The 17,338-nt window shown below is 42.9% G+C and carries 14 protein-coding genes; 13 read left to right on the forward strand and 1 reads right to left on the reverse strand.

Going from position 1 to position 17,338, the window contains the following annotated elements:
- Positions 1-319 precede the first annotated feature (319 nt).
- The 6 genes from ACZ5A8_RS20630 to ACZ5A8_RS20655 all read left to right on the forward strand — a co-directional run bounded on the left by ACZ5A8_RS20630 (position 320) and on the right by ACZ5A8_RS20655 (position 7,424).
- Positions 320-1,387, forward strand: coding sequence for a citrate/2-methylcitrate synthase (locus ACZ5A8_RS20630; RefSeq protein WP_229389552.1), 1,068 nt, complete (start codon positions 320-322; stop codon positions 1,385-1,387).
- Between the two features lie 360 nt (positions 1,388-1,747).
- Entirely contained in the window at positions 1,748-3,016 is a 1,269-nt protein-coding gene (locus ACZ5A8_RS20635) for an anhydromevalonate phosphate decarboxylase (RefSeq protein WP_464531256.1), read from the forward strand.
- A gap of 232 nt (positions 3,017-3,248) precedes the next feature.
- Positions 3,249-4,454 carry a phosphomevalonate dehydratase large subunit gene (locus tag ACZ5A8_RS20640; protein WP_464531257.1) on the forward strand — a complete coding sequence of 402 codons (1,206 nt, stop codon included), beginning with the start codon at positions 3,249-3,251 and terminating at the stop codon, positions 4,452-4,454.
- Complete coding sequence (locus tag ACZ5A8_RS20645; RefSeq protein ID WP_464531258.1) at positions 4,441-4,875, forward strand: phosphomevalonate dehydratase small subunit; 435 nt, start codon at positions 4,441-4,443, stop codon at positions 4,873-4,875. Before ACZ5A8_RS20640 ends, ACZ5A8_RS20645 begins: the two co-directional genes overlap by 14 nt.
- Before the next feature lie 242 nt (positions 4,876-5,117).
- Entirely contained in the window at positions 5,118-6,236 is a 1,119-nt protein-coding gene (locus ACZ5A8_RS20650; RefSeq protein ID WP_464531259.1) for a site-2 protease family protein, read from the forward strand.
- Positions 6,237-6,299: 63 nt separating this feature from the next.
- A complete protein-coding gene (locus ACZ5A8_RS20655; RefSeq protein ID WP_464531261.1) occupies positions 6,300-7,424 on the forward strand; it encodes a TIGR04013 family B12-binding domain/radical SAM domain-containing protein in 1,125 nt (374 codons plus the stop codon).
- An 879-nt stretch (positions 7,425-8,303) separates the two neighbouring features.
- Here ACZ5A8_RS20655 and glmM read toward each other — a convergent pair.
- A complete protein-coding gene (glmM, locus tag ACZ5A8_RS20660; RefSeq protein WP_464531262.1) occupies positions 8,304-9,650 on the reverse strand; it encodes a phosphoglucosamine mutase in 1,347 nt (448 codons plus the stop codon).
- 311 nt (positions 9,651-9,961) lie between these two features.
- On the opposite strand from glmM, the gene larE reads away from it, so the two are divergent.
- The 7 genes from larE to ACZ5A8_RS20695 all read left to right on the forward strand — a co-directional run bounded on the left by larE (position 9,962) and on the right by ACZ5A8_RS20695 (position 17,090).
- Positions 9,962-10,807: an ATP-dependent sacrificial sulfur transferase LarE gene (larE, locus tag ACZ5A8_RS20665; RefSeq protein WP_464531263.1), complete on the forward strand. Its 846-nt coding sequence runs from the start codon at positions 9,962-9,964 to the stop codon at positions 10,805-10,807.
- A gap of 82 nt (positions 10,808-10,889) precedes the next feature.
- The gene (locus tag ACZ5A8_RS20670) at positions 10,890-11,351 is read left to right on the forward strand and encodes a GNAT family N-acetyltransferase (protein WP_464531265.1); all 462 of its coding nucleotides are present in this window, start codon (positions 10,890-10,892) and stop codon (positions 11,349-11,351) included.
- 49 nt (positions 11,352-11,400) lie between these two features.
- Positions 11,401-11,949 (forward strand): DUF531 family protein, encoded by a 549-nt coding sequence (locus tag ACZ5A8_RS20675; protein ID WP_464531266.1) that lies wholly within the window; start codon positions 11,401-11,403, stop codon positions 11,947-11,949.
- A gap of 413 nt (positions 11,950-12,362) precedes the next feature.
- Positions 12,363-12,521 (forward strand): hypothetical protein, encoded by a 159-nt coding sequence (locus ACZ5A8_RS20680; RefSeq protein ID WP_229389532.1) that lies wholly within the window; start codon positions 12,363-12,365, stop codon positions 12,519-12,521.
- Positions 12,522-12,563: 42 nt separating this feature from the next.
- On the forward strand, positions 12,564-13,745 hold the full coding sequence (locus ACZ5A8_RS20685; RefSeq protein ID WP_464531267.1) for a cysteine desulfurase: 1,182 nt from the start codon (positions 12,564-12,566) through the stop codon (positions 13,743-13,745).
- A 224-nt stretch (positions 13,746-13,969) separates the two neighbouring features.
- On the forward strand, positions 13,970-14,674 hold the full coding sequence (locus ACZ5A8_RS20690; RefSeq protein ID WP_464531268.1) for an RAD55 family ATPase: 705 nt from the start codon (positions 13,970-13,972) through the stop codon (positions 14,672-14,674).
- A 739-nt stretch (positions 14,675-15,413) separates the two neighbouring features.
- Positions 15,414-17,090 carry a type II/IV secretion system ATPase subunit gene (locus ACZ5A8_RS20695; RefSeq protein ID WP_464531270.1) on the forward strand — a complete coding sequence of 559 codons (1,677 nt, stop codon included), beginning with the start codon at positions 15,414-15,416 and terminating at the stop codon, positions 17,088-17,090.
- Positions 17,091-17,338: the final 248 nt, after the last annotated feature.

Here is a 17,338-nt window from a genome sequence, read left to right on the forward strand (position 1 = left end):
ATCCGGACCGGATACGGGATAATTCTTGTTCGGATAGATATTTTAAGGATATCTTCATTCTGAGAATATTGTATTTCACATTCGAAAAGGTTAAAAGGTTAAAGAGACATAGCCCTTTACTTTAAAAAATATATTTAAAATGATTTAAATTTACAATTTCAACAAATTTAATATACTTATTCGATGATAATACAATTGCATTGTCACCCTATTTTTGGACCCAAAAAGATCCTTCGTGTTAAATCTTTCACGTCTAATCAGAGGATTCCCCAATTTCAAAGTTTTTTGAAAATCCTCTAGCATAACTGCGAGGTAGAAAATGAGTAAAAATATATGTTTCATAGACGGGCTGGAGGGCATTCTGAAATACAGGGAAGTAGACATCAACGAACTCGTCGAACTTCCCTATGATGCGGTCTCCTATCTCCTGATCCGGGGAGAGCTCCCTGGAGAACAGGAACTTGCCGAGTATTCAGCCCGCCTGCATGCGCAACGCGGAATCAACAGGGAGGTAATGGATGTTATCCGCATGTGCAATTTCAATATCGATGCTATGGAAGCGTTACGTACAGTTGTTTCTTTCATATCGCAATTCGATCCGGACCTGAACGACAGCTCTCAAGAAGGGAATATGAGAAAAGCCATACGGTTAATTGCTATAGTCCCAACCATTGTTGCTGCTTATTATAGAATGGCAAACGGAAAGGAACCCGTACCTCCTGACCCCTCCCTTTCCCATGGAGCCAATTTCCTGTACATGTTAAAAGGAAGCAAGCCAGACCCACTGGAAGCCGAAGTCATGGAAAAAGACTTTATTCTCAGTGCGGAGCATGAGCTGAATGCGTCTACCTTTTCATCCAGAGTTACAGCTTCAACCCTCTCCGATCTCTATTCAGCAGTTGTTTCAGGGCTCTGCACACTTAAAGGCCCCCTTCATGGAGGAGCAAGGGCAGAAGTTATGAATATGCTTGAAGAAATTGCCAGCCCTGAAAATGCAGAGAAATTTGTTCTTGAGAAAATCGAAAAGAGAGAAAAAATAATGGGCTTCGGGCATAGAGTGTACAAGACATATGACCCGAGAGGCACAGTATTCAAGCAGCTCTCAAGAAAACTGGCTGAAGCTAAAGGAGATATGCACTGGTACGCGACAGCCGAAGCGATTGAAAATACTGTTGTCCGCGAGATTGTGGAGAAAAGAGAGAAGCCGATTTATCCAAATGTGGACTTTTATTCGGGAGTTATCTATAAATATATGGAAATTCCTCCGCAGCTTGCAACCTCGATTTTTGCAATCGGAAGAATCTCAGGCTGGATAGCCCATTGCTTCGACCAGTACGAGAAGAAAAAGATCATAAGGCCCAGAGCCTTCATGCTCGATGAATGTTAAAATCTCAGAAAAAACCTTGTTATGCCTGAAAACCGACAGAAATAAACGAAATCGAAAAAGCAGAAGAATAAAGGCAGATGCTAAGCCAGGTTTGACAGAGCAAATCTGACAAACCGAGACTGAAAACCAGAAATTAAGCTGAATTTTCAGGCAAAACAGGTTCATAAATAGAATGTAAATTCAAAAGGAAATAAGGTTTATAAAAATAAGGTTTATAAAAATAAGGTTTTCAGGATAAAGGTCCTCTTTTATCACTTTAATCATATATCACTTATATTGGTTAACAGGGCATAGAGATTTTTAGCCCTGGAATCAGATAATCTTTTTATCATCTGACAGCTTTTTGATATCCAGATACCCATGAGTTATAGAGATTTTATAGACCGGTTAAAAGAAAACGGAAAATTGGTAGAAGTTCAGCAGCCCATTTCCCCGAGGTTCGAGGCTTCAAGAATTGCAAAAAAAACAAAAGCTCCGGTTCTCTTCCATGACATTTCAGGCTCAAAGGTTATTATGAACCTTCTTGGGTCCAGGGACGAACTTGCTTCCATGCTCAGAGTCCCCAAAGAGGAGATTATAAAGAAGCTTTCGGAAGTTTCCCCGGAGGGTGAAGTGCGGCTGGTTTCAGAGTCTCCTACCCTTGAGATCATAGAAGATGAAGTTGACCTGACAAAACTTCCTATCCTTACCCATTTTGAAAAGGATGGAGCCCCCTACATAACTGCAGGAATTGTTGTTTCCGAATACGGGGGAGTAATGAATGCTTCAATTCACCGCCTTATGCTCGTGGGGAAGGACAAACTCGCAGCCCGCCTTGTTCCCCCGAGGCATACCTATCTCCTCCATAAAAAAGCTGCAGAAAAAGGTGAGCTCCTGCCAGTTGCAATCGTCCTTGGCTGCGATCCTACGATTATTTACGCAACCTCTACGAGGGTCCCTGTCGGAAAGGAGTTTGAATACGCAGCTGCCCTGCGGGGAGCTCCGATAGAACTTTTTGAGTGCTCAAACGGGATAAAAGTACCACACTCCGAGATCGTTCTCGAGGGATACGTTGACCCGATAGAAAAGGTTGATGAAGGACCTTTTGTGGACATTACGGGAACATACGATGTGGTAAGGAAAGAACCTGTAATCCGCATTACCAGAATTATCCACAGAAAAGACCCTATTTATCACGGGATATTGCCTGCCGGGCCCGAACACCTTTTGATGATGGGAGTGCCTTATGAACCAAGGATATACAGGGCTGTAGGGGAAGTTACAACTGTCAAGAACGTGGTCTTAACAGAGGGAGGATGCTGTTATCTTCATGCAGTCGTGCAGATAGAAAAGCAGACTGAAGGGGATGCGAAAAACGCTATTATGGCAGCCTTTGCCGCCCACACGAGCCTGAAACATGTCGTTGTTGTGGATGAAGACATAAATATCTTTGACCCGAACGATGTCGAGTTTGCAATTGCTACCAGAGTAAAAGGGGATATGGATATCCTGATTATTCCTAACGTCCGAGGCAGTTCCCTGGATCCCAGAGGCGCCCCTGACGGGACAACTACGAAAGTGGGAGTTGATGCTACAAAGATTCTTATTGAAAAAGAGAACTTTGAAAGAGCAATAATTCCTGAGGAATGATTATACCGGGTTTTTAAAATACGGAGCTTTTAAACAGCAGGGAAAATTAAAGGACTGAAATCTAGGGTATGGAAGGACCCGCACCATGTCTTAATATTTCAACCCGTCCTTAACATTTTATACGCGTCTTAATATTCTGTATTTGCCTTAATAGTTTATATGTGCCATATTATACTTGCCTCAATATTTTGTACTCTGCATTTACTATATGGCAGTTAAAGAGTGAATTTTCATGTATCTTACAAAAGAAGAAGAACAAATCCAGAGCGGAGAAGCCGGAGAGACTCTCAGGAAGGCAATTGAGATCCTTGTGGCTCTCGGGGACATATACGGCGCAGACAGGCTGATCCCCATCAAAAGTGCCCAGATTGCAGGCGTCTCTTATAAGACTATAGGCGATGCCGGACTTGAATGGATTTCGGACCTTGAGGGGCAGGTTAAGGTCCCCGCAATCCTTAACCCGGCAGGAATGGATATGGAAGACTGGGAAAGGCTGAGAATTTCTCCTGAATTTGCAGAAAAGCAGAAAAGAATTGTTCAGGCTTATAAAAAACTCGGAATTCGCTGCGAATGCACCTGCACTCCTTATACTCTCGAAGGCTTTTCAGCGGGCTACGGCGACCATCTGGCGTGGAGCGAATCGTCAGCCATTTCTTATGCAAATTCCGTAATAGGAGCCCGGACAAACAGGGAGGGAGGACCATCAGCCCTTTCGGCAGCACTTCTGGGAAAAACTGCAAACTATGGGTTCCATCTTGATGAAAACCGAGTGCCTGAAGTCTCTATCAGAGTGGAATGCTCACTTACAGAATCGGATTACGGAGCACTTGGATATGTAGCAGGCAAAATCATTGGAAGTCGGGTGCCTATTTTTCGTATAAAGGATACTCCGGAAAAGGATGACCTTAAAGCACTTGGAGCTGCAATGGCAGCATCCGGTTCAGTAGCCCTTTATCATGTGAAAGGAGTGACGCCTGAAGCCTGCAGGCGGGATTTTAGAGAGCCTGAGGAAAAAATAATTATCGAGAGGAGCCAGCTGGATGAAGTTTATGAGAGTAGAAAAAGAGCTGGAAAAGAGCCAGAGCTGATTACTATTGGCTGCCCTCACTGTTCTGCGGCTGAACTTAAAAAGGTGGCTGAACTCCTGGGTGGAAAAACGGTTTCAAAGGAAACCTGGATTTTTACCTCAAGGGAACTTAAAAACCGCTACCCTGAGTATATCCGGAGCATTGAAGAAAGTGGGGCTAAGATTGTTTGCGATACGTGTATGGTGGTTTCTCCGGCAACCAACAGTTACTCCTGCGTTATGGTTAATTCGGGAAAAGCTTTTGCCTACGTGCCCGGGATGTGCGGGGCTGAAAGTGTATACGGAGATATGGAAGCCTGCATCGAAGAAGCAACCGGAGGGAAAGGAAAAAAAGCAGGTGGTTCCCATTAAACTCAAAGGCAGAACAATTTCCAGGGGATGTGCAAAAGGGGAAGTTCTTCTTTCCAGAGATCCTATATCCTTCCTTGGCAGTGTAGACCCTGAAACCGGGATTGTAGTTGAAGAAAAACACTCTCTAGCAGGAAAATCAATTAAAGGAAAGGTCCTTGTTTTTCCCTACGGAAAAGGCTCTACTGTTGGCTCTTATGTGATGTACCAGCTGAAGAAAAATGACGCTGCTCCAGTGGCGATTATTAATCTGGAAACCGAACCGATTGTAGCAGTAGGAGCAATCATATCTGAAATTCCGCTCGTTGATATGCTAGAAAAAAGCCCATACGAGTTTTTAAAGGATGGAGACATTGTCCTGGTAAACGGTAGTGAGGGGTATATCGAATTACTTAAACCGGAAGGCGGTAAGACCGAAGGATGATGCAGATTAAACTTTAAACCTGAATACCGTGCCTCTTAAAGATTGAAATATGAAAATAGCATTGATACCGCCTGAAAAACTGTAAGAAACGCTCTAAAAGCGGACAAGAAATAAAGGCACGGATTGAAAAAATGCAAATTAAAAAAATGCAAATTAAAAAGATGCAAATCAAATTATAAAACCAGAAAGGCTAAGTGTAAACGCTAAGAGAAACCTCAAGCTTCAGAGACGTGAAACCTAAAATGAAACCGGGAATCGAAGACCATAGAAAAGGCAATGGGAAGGCAGATGTTGAAGAATCGATTTCACGCATATACCCTTTCATAACCAAGGTATTTAATGTATATGAAATCCAAAAATCCGGAGAGATACTTTATTTTTTCGGCACCCCTAAAACAGATGCCGAAAATGTAATGGGAGAACTCTGGGCTCCTCTCGAACAGCAAGGGCTTGGAGTTACCCTGAGGTACGAGCTTGGGGAACACGTTCTTATTGTTGCTCCTGTAAAGAAGGCAAAGGAAAAAGTCTGGATAAATCTCGTACTTTTCATAGCAACAGTATTTACAACCATGATCTGCGGAGCCTGGATGTTCGGGGTTGACCTCTGGAGTGATCCCCTGCAGGTTTTCCAAGGTTTGCCCTTCACCTTTGCAATACTGGCTGTGCTCGGCTCTCATGAGATGGCTCACTATGCAATGGCGAGATACCATGGAATGAAAACTTCCCTTCCCTACTTCATCCCGTTTCCGACTTTTATAGGCACAATGGGAGCGGTAATCCGTTACAGAGGACCTATCCCCAACCGAAAAGTTCTCTTTGATGTTGGAATTGCGGGTCCTCTGGTGGGGCTTTTTGTCTCAATTGCGGTCACCATAATAGGGCTAAATCTTGATGCGCCTGCGATCAAACCATTGCCCGATTCCCTGATGTTTGAGCTTGGTCTCCCACCTCTTTTTATAATGGTCCAGAAGCTTGTCGGTGTTACTGGGAGCAACCTGCACCCCGTAGCTTTTGCAGGCTGGGTGGGGATGTTTGTAACCCTCCTGAATCTCCTGCCTGCAGGGCAACTTGACGGAGGGCACGTGCTCAGGGCAATGCTCGGCAAAAAAGCGGACAGGGTTTCTACGATGATGCCGCGTATCCTCTTCTTGATAGGTTTTTATGTGGTTTACTGGTTAGAGGGAGATGGATTTATATGGATATTCTGGGCTCTCTTCCTCTGGGCTTTTGCAGCAGCCGGGCATCCTTCCCCTCTTCACGACAAAGTGAAGCTGGATAGAAAGCGCATCCTCATAGGGATAATTACCTTTATACTTGGCCTGCTTTGCTTCACTCTGATCCCTTTTAAGCCCATAATCTGAAGAGAATCGAAATCTGAAGAGGATAGAAACCTGAAAAAAGCACTGAAAAAAGGAGAAAAAATAATGAACGTGCATTTCCGGTATAGCAAAAAGAACTCTTACAGTTTTGCGGTCCTTTCACCTTTGCTTCCTGAAGCCGGATTTACGGACATGCCCCTGGACGGGATCATGATCTACAGTTTTACTACAAAGCAGGCAGAGAAAGTATTTAGAGAAGTAAAAAATGCAGAAACCGACTCAATCTTCGTTGCAGGCGGACCTCACCCTTCCGGGTCTCCGGAAGAGACGCTTGAGTATTTTGATTATGTAGTGCTTGGTGAAGGGGAAGAAACGCTTCCAGAACTTGTTAAGGTCCTGAAGGAGGGAAGAGACCCGGGAGTGGTAAAGGGAATTGCTTATAAAACCTCGGATACCGGCAAGATAACAATAACTCCTGAAAGGCCGCATGTGAACCTGGATATATATCCCTGTTTTGACCCTAAAAAGCTTCGGGCTCCCGTTGAGATCAGCCGCGGCTGCCCCTGGGGCTGTAAGTACTGCCAGACTCCGAGGCTTTTTGGAAGAGAGGTCAGGCACAGAAGCGTTGATTCCATCCTGAAGAATGCACAGCACTATGATGACCTCCGTTTCATAGCTTCAAATGCTTTCGCTTACGGAAGCGATGGGATTCACCCGAGGTTCGATAAGGTAGAAAAACTGCTCTCTGCCCTTTATGAACTACCTGATAAAAAGATTTTTTTCGGGACTTTCCCTTCCGAGGTCCGTCCAGAGTTCGTGACCGAGGAATCTGCCGAACTTGTGAGAAAATACTGTGCAAACGACAGCCTTAGCCTGGGAGCTCAGTCAGGAAGTGACCGCATCCTTAAAGAAATAAGGAGAGGGCATACGGTTGAGGACAGCATCTCAGCTGTTGAGTGTTGCCTTGAACATGAGATCGTCCCGGCAGTTGATTTTATCTTCGGGCTTCCCACCGAAACCCAAGAAGACCAGGAAAAAAGCCTGGACCTGGTGCGCTGGGTCTGCAAAAAAGGAGGGACTGTCCGGGCTCACTACATGACCCCGCTTCCTGGAACTCCTTATGCATCATCAGTCCCCTCGGAAGTTAGCGACCATGTACGGCGGGAGCTTGGGAAACTTGCCCTTGGGGGAAAACTAACAGGTTACTGGGAAAAATACAGGAAAACCTAAAATAAAAATCTAAAAAAAGGAAGGAGAAACGGATTAAAGAAAGCCGACGATGTTACTCCATACCGGCTTCTAAACTTTAATCCTGCTTTTTGCAATAAATCTGTTTTGAACTAACCGCACAAGGAGACCTTTATTTTGATCCTGTTACTCACTCCTCTGTCAATCCTTTAATCGGAATTAAACTCCGGTCTGTATCGTTTTCAAAGATGTTATTTTATTTGCAGGTTTGATCTATGCCTGTTTTTAAAGTATGCTCACTAATTTCTCAGCTTTAATGGTTCGTGTACTTTAAAGGATATCTTTGATCTCGTACTCAGTCCTCTTTTTGATATATGCTTATTGATCTTGTATTGGTCTCATTCATCTTAGCAGGTGACTTCGAACCTTCTGATACTTTTATTATTTAGGAGGCATATGTTTTTCAGATTAGGAGGCTCTAATGCTGGCACATTTATTTACGGGAAAAATGCACCTCGTTTTCATTCCCATATGTAAGAAATACTTTAAACTATTTATAATTTATTGTTACTTATTTTCTATTAACTCATACTCAGTGTTAATTACGTGAGTAGAAGCCATAAAAACAGAATAGATAAAAAGAAATTTTACAAAAAAGCGATCTATAAAATAGGTTCAAAAAGAAGATGATTTTTGGTGAAGGACAGAAAATTTATTAGAAACTCATAGCCAGTCATTTTTTTGGCTCCAGTTCTATGTCAAGTAATATGAAATTAAGAGAGGCAGATCAAGGCCCAATTTAACTTGAACCTCATCTGCATTTTTATCTATCCTGTAGATTCACTATCATTACTCGAATACATTACTCCGGGCTCTGTTGAGAATCTGCATGCCGAAAAAATGGTGCTGGTAAAATTGCTTTCAGACCATTTCCGCCTTCAAAACCATTTCCAGACCTGCCTGCATTAATTCTTCGGCTCTTTCCTGTTTTTTTGCCTCGGCAAAGATCCGGAAAATAGGCTCCGTACCTGAAGGACGGATAAGGACCCACCCATCATCGTACCAGATCTTGACCCCATCAATAGTATCTGTTACGAGTCCCATGCTTGAGGTCTCATACCTGATTCTCCCCATAGTACCTATGACATCCCTGGAAGGCGTTTTGGTCTTTGCATTGAAGTATACAGGCACACTTTTAGTTAATTCGGAAAACTTTTTCCCTCCGGCAAGGATCTCAAGGATTTTAGCACATGCCATGGCTCCGTCCCGGCAGTACTGGTGCTTGGGGAAAATAAGGCCTCCATTGCCCTCGCCCCCGAAAACGGCATTTACGTCCATCATTTTTCTGGCGACATTGATTGAACCGACAGCTGTCCAGTAAAGTTCAACCCCTTCTTCCTTTGCGACATCAGCCATGCGCTGGGAAGAACTGACAGGAGTGACTACAGGCCCTTTTTCATTCTCAAGCATGTATTTCGTCATCATGGCAAGCAGGATTTCCTCGTTTACAAATTCCCCATTTTCATCCATAAAGACTATTCTGTCCGCATCCCCGTCATGTGCTGCCCCGAAGGCTGCCCCTGTCTTTTTAACAAGGTCCGAAAGCTCTGTCAGGGCTTCAGGTGTGGGTTCGGGATTCCTCCATGGAAAGGTCCCGTCAGGCTGAGCTCCGAGTGTCAATACTTCACAGCCAAGTTCCCTGAGCAGGAAAGGAAGGGTAAGGGAACCAGCTCCGCAGCCCGTATCCACCACTACTTTAAACCTCCGGCTGCGTATGGTCTCAGCATTTACTGCACGGATTACGTTTTTTATATAATAATCATTAACTGACAGGTCAGTCCTGAAACTTCCCGTCTTTTCCCATGAGACCACTGAGAATTTGCCTGAAAAATAAATTTTTTCAATTTCTCTCTCTCCTTCCCTCGGGAACTCTGAACCGTCTCCTGCAATTAGCTTGATCCCGTTGTATTCCCTGGGATTGTGAGATGCCGTGATAACGATCCCGGCGTCAGCATAGTCGCGCACATAGTATTGGATAGAGGGAGTAGGGACAGTTCCTACATCAATCACACTCAGACCTGTTGCAAGAGCTCCGGCAATTGCTGCAGATTTCAGCATCTGGCCCGAAATCCGGGTATCACAGCCTATTGCGACCGTACCTTTTGAGCCCATATACGTGCCAAGGCTTTTAGCTAAATTGACTGCCAGTTCAGGCGTTACAAATTCATTGGCGATGCCACGCACACCATTAGTTCCGAATAATTCCATTTAAGATCTCCATCTCATTATTTGCATCAAAATTATACTACTATAAGGAAACCAGGTATAAGGAAATTAGGTCCTAATTAGATTTATTATTGTAACCAGAGCTCTGATAGGAAAACAAAGCTTCGATACGAAATTAAAACATCTTTGAAGTTAAGTAAACAACTTTTGAAACGGCGTCATTTCGAGAGCCTTTATAACTCAGGAAAAAGCACCATTAAGTATCCCCATATCCCCTTATTATGACTGTTGCAAGACAACTGACTATAGGGTTGGAAAATACATATATCTTATTAGCTGAAAACTCGTTATTAATGGACATTGTAAAGGTCGAAATGATAAGAGAGGCTATTAGAGCCAGAGAAAGCGCGATTATTGCATTTTCAGGGGGAGTGGATAGTACAACTCTTGCAGCTCTTGCATTTGAAGAGCTTGGGAAAAAAGCCCTTGCCGTAACTATAGATTCTCCGCTTTTTCCCAGGCAGCAGCTCGAAACAGCTTCCCAGACAGCCTGTGAAATAGGTATTCAGCATAAGATACTCCCGTTCTCCCTGAACAGCGTGCCCTATTTTTCCGCAAATACAATTAACAGGTGCTATTTCTGTAAAAAAGCCCTTCTTGAAACCCTGGTAGAGCTCGCAGATAAAGCCGGATATAATGTCGTGCTTGAAGGGACAAACGCTTCAGAGATAAAAGGAGAAAACCGCCCCGGGTATAGAGCAATCGAGGAAGCAGGTGAAAAGATATTTTCCCCATTTGTGGAGTTTAACGTTACAAAGGAGGAGATCAGGGAGATTGCCTCAAACCGCTCCCTTTCCGCAGCCAGCAGACCATCTGCAGCCTGTCTTGCCACACGCATTGCTTACGGACAGCCTATCACTACCGAAGCTCTTGAGAAAATAGAAAAAGCTGAAGAATATCTTTTATATCTGGGTTTTACACAGTTCAGAGTCAGAATGCATTCCAACCTTGCCAGGATAGAGGTTGCTGGCGAAGAGTTTGAGGATGCACTCCGCAAAAAAGAAAAAATATCCAGACATCTTAAATCTCTTGGCTTTGACTATGTAACCCTCGATCTTGAGGGGTTTCGTTCAGGAAGTATGGATGAGCCCTTCATGCGGAAAAAGGCTGAGGAAGGGAGAAAAACAGAAGAAGAATGAAACAGAAGAATAAAATACCAAAGTAACAAGATTGGTAGGATAAGTCTTATTGATCATAAAAAGACTGACTGCTGGAAAAAACATGACAGAAATTCTAATCCGAAAAGCCGAAGAAAAAGATCTCCTTTCAATTCAGAGACTACTATCTACTTATTTTCTGGATATGGAAGAGCTTGAACCCGGAGATTTTGTGCTGGCTGAGATGGAAGGAAAGGTTATCGGATGTGCTGCGTTTATCAGGGACACAGCCGGAGAGAAGAATTTTCTGGAGCTTCATTCCATCGCCGTACACCCGAACTTTCGGGGAAAAGGGGTCGGAACCAGGCTTATGGAGTACCTTATAAATACTATTAGTTGCCCTGATACTCCCGGAGCTCCTGACTGTGAATTATATGTGAGGACAACTGCTCCTGGCTTTTTTGAAAAACTTGGATTTATAGGATTGAAGGATGCTGAGAAGTTAATTCTCTGGGAAGACTGCAGAAAGTGCGAGCATTTTGAGAAGTGTACACAGCACGCTATGAAGTTTTCTCTAGTTTCCTGAAGAAACTGGGCTGATAGGGTTAACGAAACATTATTTTACAAAAAGCATAATGAAGCAGTTTATGCTCACTCTTGGAATCGTTAATACCTATGATAAGATAAAAGTCCTCGATGCCCACTACCGTGCAATTGCCAGAGCTGCGCCAATCTGTCATGCTTTTGGGTTCCACCTTGCCCTTTATGACTTTCCATTCAAAATGACTGCAGAAGAGCTTGTCGCGTTCGTAATGGAGAAAACCACAATAGGAGAATCGGGAAGTTACTTAAGGATTCTTTACGAAAAAAATCATCTTTCGGTGTCCGACCTCCCAAAAAAAGGTTTTCCATCCCATTTTGGAGAAATAGTTATTACCACTTCAAAGCCGGACCCAAAAAGACAGGTTACGCCTGTAAAAATAGCTGAAGAAGCGTTACGCAACCGTTCATTTTTATTTCTTGTGGGCCTCGGGCATAAAGGGCTTCCGAAAGAGCTCTTTGAAAGAGGAAAATATCACCTTGATATCACCCGCAAAGGGCTTTCCCTTGAAACGTGCACTGCAATAGGGGCTATTCCTGCCCACCTCTCGGGGCTAATGGAAAATCTGGAATATAAAAAATAAGCTTAAGCTAAATTTATGAACAGGGAAAAATAACCGTTTTAAGCACATTTATTTGAGAATATGATATAACCCAAAAAATTTTAGAAGAAATCAAAAAATATTCCGGAATAGATATATATTACGAATTACAATTAATAATTTGTTGTGGGTAAGAACAACGCCTGTTGCGCTGTTATGGGGTTTGCAACCTGAAGGACTTAGGATTCTGACCTTCATTTCAGAATTTCATCCTGAAGGACCGGGAATTCCAGTTCGAGGAATTTCACCGGAAAGATTTGAGCTCTGACCTGCAGTACAGTTTACCCTTTCGAAATGGGCAAGAATTCTGCCCTGACCGCAGGGACCTGTGTCTGGAAGGAGTGAAGTTTTAACCCTGACAGAGCGCAAACATTGAAGAGACAGGAGGAAAACTTATGAGTGAGCTAAATCACGAAGACAGAAAAAGAAGTGAATATAGATACAAACACCGCAAAAACGGTTACCATACCGTTGTAAAAGGCTGTACAGACAGCCTCGACTCAGATGAATTAGACCTTTACCGCTTTATGATAGGCGGTGTGCAGGGTAAATAACCTGCATAAGCTTTTTTTATTTCTCGTTCCTAAAAAAGAAGCATGTACGATGTATATGCGGTCCGTGAAGATTTCCCTGTTTTAAAAGAAGTTGTGTACCTTGACAGCACAGCCACTACTCAGACACCAATTCCTGCAGTTGAAGCCATGGTCGAATACTTTTACAGGTATGCCGGCAACCACGGAAGAGGAGCGCACCGCCTTGCCAGGGAGACCACAAACCGCTATGAAGATGCGCGGGAAATTGTTGCCCGTTTCCTGAATGCAGAATCTTCAAATACGGTATTTACGAAAAATACAACCGAAGGGATCAACCTTGTTGCAAACAGCTATCCCTGGCAGGCAGGGGACCACATCGTGACAACCATGCTCGAGCACCATTCAGACCTCCTGCCCTGGCTGCGCCTGCAGAAGAAAGGGGTAAAGGTAACAGTTGTAAGCCCGGACCGCAAAGGCATAATTGACCCGCAGGTGATAGAAAATGCTCTCACAGACAGGACAAAGATTATCGCCATAACCCAGGTTTCAAACGTTTTCGGCTCTATCCAGGATGTTAACAGGATTACTAAACTTGCCCGCAGAAACGGGGTAAAAACTCTTATTGACGGCGCCCAGTCTGCAGGACATATGCCAGTAGACCTGAAAGACCTTCGATGCGACTTTTTTGCAACCGCGGGGCACAAAGGTCTGCTTGGCCCGCAGGGAACTGGTGTACTCTATATAAGAGAACCGGAAGTGCTGGAAAGTGCCTCAGTGGGGGGAGGTACGGTTTCGGATGTCAGCGGACTTGCGTACACGCTTGAGCCATCACCGGCATGTTTTGAAGCCGGCACTCCGAATATTCCCGGGGTTATCGGGCTTGGCAGAGCAGTAGAATATGTGGAAAAAATAGGGGTTTCTGAGATTGAAAAATATGAAGCGAAACTTTCCGGGCAAGCTGCAGAGAAGCTCTCAGAACTCGAGCACGTAGAGGTTTACGGGCCTGAAAATCGGGCAGGAATTGTGCCTTTTAATGTGAAAGGGCTTCATGCTCACGATGTTGCCCTGATCCTTGACCAGACAAGAAAAATTTGCGTCCGCAGTGGTCACCACTGTGCAATTCCGATTACCCGCTTCCTTGAAGTTGACAGCACTGTGAGGGCTTCCTTTGCGCTCTACAATACAGAAGAAGAAGTAGATATACTTATAAATGCAGTTAACGCGCTTAAAGCACTTGTATCCTGAAAAATACCTGTACTTGAAACACCTTCTAAAAAGACATATGAAAGTCTTATCCTGAAAAATTTCATTCGATACTTAAATAGAAGTTAAGTGAAGATATGTTATTTCCTGGCATATGTTTCTTACTTTTTAGAGATTGATATTAATACAGGTACTGGAGAATATCAGTACATAATAGGAGATTTAAGTAAGTTACTTTAATCTAATTCTTTTCAGGAGCAAGATAAATGGAACGAATAACGAGTGGAATAGAATCCCTTGATTTAATCCTTGGAGGGGGCTATCCCAGAGGAAAAGGAATACTCATCACAGGATCTACAGGTTCAGGAAAGACAATAATGGGCATACATTTCCTGTACAGCAACTGCTCCGGAGGAAAGAGGGGGCTTTTGATCCTTACAAGAGCACTTCTGGAAGATGTTATACTCCAGTCAAAATCGCTGGGAATGGATCTTGAACCTTTTATTGGTTCCGGGATGCTTGTGGTAGAAAATGTGTTTCAGAGCAGAATTCAGGAGACTCTCTGTTCTTCCCACCTGGGAAAAGGGCTTGAAGCAGCAGAAAAAGATAGGGTTGAGATGATCAAGGATCTGGCTGAAAATATAGATATTGTGGTTCTGGACAGCCTTGGAGCTCTTACCAGAACACGTAATTGTGTGGGCAATGAAGCCCTTAGCAAGTTTGACGCTCTTTACAGTATTTTGGCAAGATATGGTTGCACTTCGCTTTTTCTCATGGACGACCGTGCCCACAATCAGCATCAGGGTTTTGCAGATTATCTTGTGTTCGGGAAAATAGAACTGAAACTGAGAGAAGATACAGCAAACGGAAAATTATTGCGTATGCTTTCAGTTACAAAAATGAAGGGTACATACCTATCCGGTGACAAGCTCTTCTTTGAGCTTACTCCTTCAGGGATGAGAGAGAAGTAAAGCTTCGAGACTATTTTCAGAGCTGAGAACCTGTTCTCTAAAAATCTTTTTCTTGAATCTTAATCGTCCACGGTCAAGCAGTTGATATTTGACACTATATTTTTTTAGTGCGGTTGAAGATTGATCCTTAATTTGATCGAAGCCAATCGATCAGGACCCGCACGATGTCTATAAAGAAAGGTTGAAAGAAAGGTTGAAAGATGCCATTAAGGCTGCCCTGTAATAATATCAACCGGCTAACTGTGGACCACCTGAATCTTCAGCTTTACAAAAAGCCAGGCATACTGATTAATTTGTATCAGATTTTACAGTCCTGAAGGATCTAATTTAGAATTATTTTAATTAGAATTATTTTTATTAGAATTATTTTTATTAGAATTATTTTTATTAGAATTATTTTCAGAACTATGAGTATGTAATTTTAACTTTTCCCAAATTGTTCCCATTTTAACTTAAACCATGTTTTTGATTCTGTTTTTAACCTTAATTCTGTTTCTAACTTTAACTCTATTCTTAACTTAGCCCCATATATCTTAATGAAAAAATTTATTATTTACTGTATAATTAAATTTTTTCATTAATTACCTTTAAACCTTACTAGAAGATTTTTAGAGGAGAAATAATCATTTTATTAGCTTATATGGAAAGTTAAAATTTAGTAAGACACCGGCATATTGTAGGAAGATTTTATAAGATGTTGTTCCCTATATACCGTAAGGAGAAATCTGAAGGCGAGAGTATGGATGAAGTGACAGAAATCTCGGAAAAGAGAAGTTTTATTTCGGGGTTATTCGGGAAAACAGGCGATAGTAACTCCATCTCAGATGTACTAAAAAGGGCTAAAAGTTATTTTGATAAGCCTTTAAGAAGCATGCCTATGTACGACCAGGAAAAAGAAGGACCTGTTGTAGAGTTTGAAGTGCCTGAAGGCTTAAAAGAAATAGAAAGGTACTGGCTTCAAGAACCTTATGCTCTGGTATCGATCCTAGAAGACCGCAGAACAAGATACTACAGGCTGGTTGAACCTTCCCTCACAAAGTTTGAAAAAGAGCTGCTTGAAAGGCTTTATGAGGATTTTCAGGATATTTTGGTTTTGAACCCTACAACTTCTAAAATAGAGAAAGATGCGCTCCTTGTAGATAAAACGCTTTTCCTTCTTGAGCGTTATAAAGCTGAAATTCCGTCATCAGCTGTTCACAGGATTATGTATTACCTCAAAAGGAACCTGCTTGGTTACGAAAAAATTAATTCTCTTCTTTACGACCCTTATATAGAAGACATATCATGTGACGGTGTCGGAGTTCCGCTCTATATTTATCATACCAGGTATCTCAATATTGAAAGTAATATTTCTTTTGAAGAAGAAGAACTTGACTCACTTGTAATCAAGATGTGTCAGCTGAATAACAAGCACATTTCCGTCAGCCAGCCAATTGTGGATGCAACGATCCAGGACGGATCAAGGCTTCAGGCAATGTTAGGGAGAGAAATCACTCCCCGCGGCAGTTCGTTTACTATCCGTAAGTTCAGAAAAGATCCGATAACACCTATTGACCTGCTAGGCTTTAAGACGTGTGATATGGAAATGCTGGTATACCTCTGGCTGGTCATTGAAAACGGATACAATATGCTTTTTGCAGGAGGAACGGCTTCAGGAAAAACCTCAATGCTTAATGCCACATCCCTTTTCATGCCTTCTACAGCCAAGATAGTATCTATAGAGGACACAAGGGAACTCTTACTCTATCACAACAACTGGGTCTCGGGTATTTCAAGGGAAAGCTTTGCTGCAGACGCTACAGGGGAAGTTTCCATGTACGACCTTTTAAGGGCTTCCCTGAGACAGCGTCCGGACTTCATCATCGTAGGTGAAGTAAGAGGCAGTGAAGCCCTTACTCTGTTCCAGGCAATGTCAACGGGGCATGCAACAAGCTCGACAATGCACGCAGGAGATGTGCAGACCGTTATAAACAGGCTTACCCACGAACCCATAAATGTGCCTCATATTATGCTGCAGTCGCTTGATGTGCTCTGTATCCAGGAACAGGTGTACATCGAAGATAAAAGAGTAAGGAGAACAAGAAGCCTTGTCGAAGTCCTTAACGTTGACAGTGAGACAGGAGACCTTGGCATAAACGAACTTTTCAACTGGGAACCTTCTGAAGACTGTTTCCTGAAAGTTGGGGACTCCCATCTCATGCAGGAAATCATGCACGTTAGAGGATGGGATACAGGCCAGTTGAGAAATGAGATAGAGAGCCGAAGACAGATTCTTACCTACCTGTATGAGAAAAATATGAGGAGTTATGTCCAGGTATCTCTTGTAGTGCAGGCATATCAGAGTTATCCGAAAATGGTCATGGAAGGCATAGAAAACGACACCCTGCACAGTATGATACAGGATATGGTTGCTTAAGAGGGGGGAGCATGACTTACACTTCTGTGGACGAACTGGCATACAGAACTTTTGGGGACTTTTTCTACAAAAACGCACATGATATTCTTCGAATAACATGCCCAAAAAGATGAAAGTCCTTTTATACCTAACTTTTTTGTTTATTAACTCCATCATTACCTTAGGACAGTAAGGTTGTCTTTTCTTTGGTTCTGTGAAACCGTCAAAAAACTAATCAGCGAATTGCCATCGAAGGCCCAGATGTGACT

The sequence above is a fragment of the Methanosarcina subterranea genome, assembly GCF_055385895.1.

Coding starts and splice junctions, on each gene's coding strand:
- ACZ5A8_RS20630 (WP_229389552.1), top strand. CDS start 320: ATGAGTAAAAATATATGTTTCATAGACGGGCTGGAGGGCATTCTGAAA.
- ACZ5A8_RS20635 (WP_464531256.1), top strand. CDS start 1,748: ATGAGTTATAGAGATTTTATAGACCGGTTAAAAGAAAACGGAAAATTG.
- ACZ5A8_RS20640 (WP_464531257.1), top strand. CDS start 3,249: ATGTATCTTACAAAAGAAGAAGAACAAATCCAGAGCGGAGAAGCCGGA.
- ACZ5A8_RS20650 (WP_464531259.1), top strand. CDS start 5,118: ATGAAACCGGGAATCGAAGACCATAGAAAAGGCAATGGGAAGGCAGAT.
- ACZ5A8_RS20655 (WP_464531261.1), top strand. CDS start 6,300: ATGAACGTGCATTTCCGGTATAGCAAAAAGAACTCTTACAGTTTTGCG.
- glmM (WP_464531262.1), bottom strand. CDS start 9,650: ATGGAATTATTCGGAACTAATGGTGTGCGTGGCATCGCCAATGAATTT.
- larE (WP_464531263.1), top strand. CDS start 9,962: ATGGACATTGTAAAGGTCGAAATGATAAGAGAGGCTATTAGAGCCAGA.
- ACZ5A8_RS20670 (WP_464531265.1), top strand. CDS start 10,890: ATGACAGAAATTCTAATCCGAAAAGCCGAAGAAAAAGATCTCCTTTCA.
- ACZ5A8_RS20675 (WP_464531266.1), top strand. CDS start 11,401: ATGAAGCAGTTTATGCTCACTCTTGGAATCGTTAATACCTATGATAAG.
- ACZ5A8_RS20680 (WP_229389532.1), top strand. CDS start 12,363: ATGAGTGAGCTAAATCACGAAGACAGAAAAAGAAGTGAATATAGATAC.
- ACZ5A8_RS20685 (WP_464531267.1), top strand. CDS start 12,564: ATGTACGATGTATATGCGGTCCGTGAAGATTTCCCTGTTTTAAAAGAA.
- ACZ5A8_RS20690 (WP_464531268.1), top strand. CDS start 13,970: ATGGAACGAATAACGAGTGGAATAGAATCCCTTGATTTAATCCTTGGA.
- ACZ5A8_RS20695 (WP_464531270.1), top strand. CDS start 15,414: ATGGATGAAGTGACAGAAATCTCGGAAAAGAGAAGTTTTATTTCGGGG.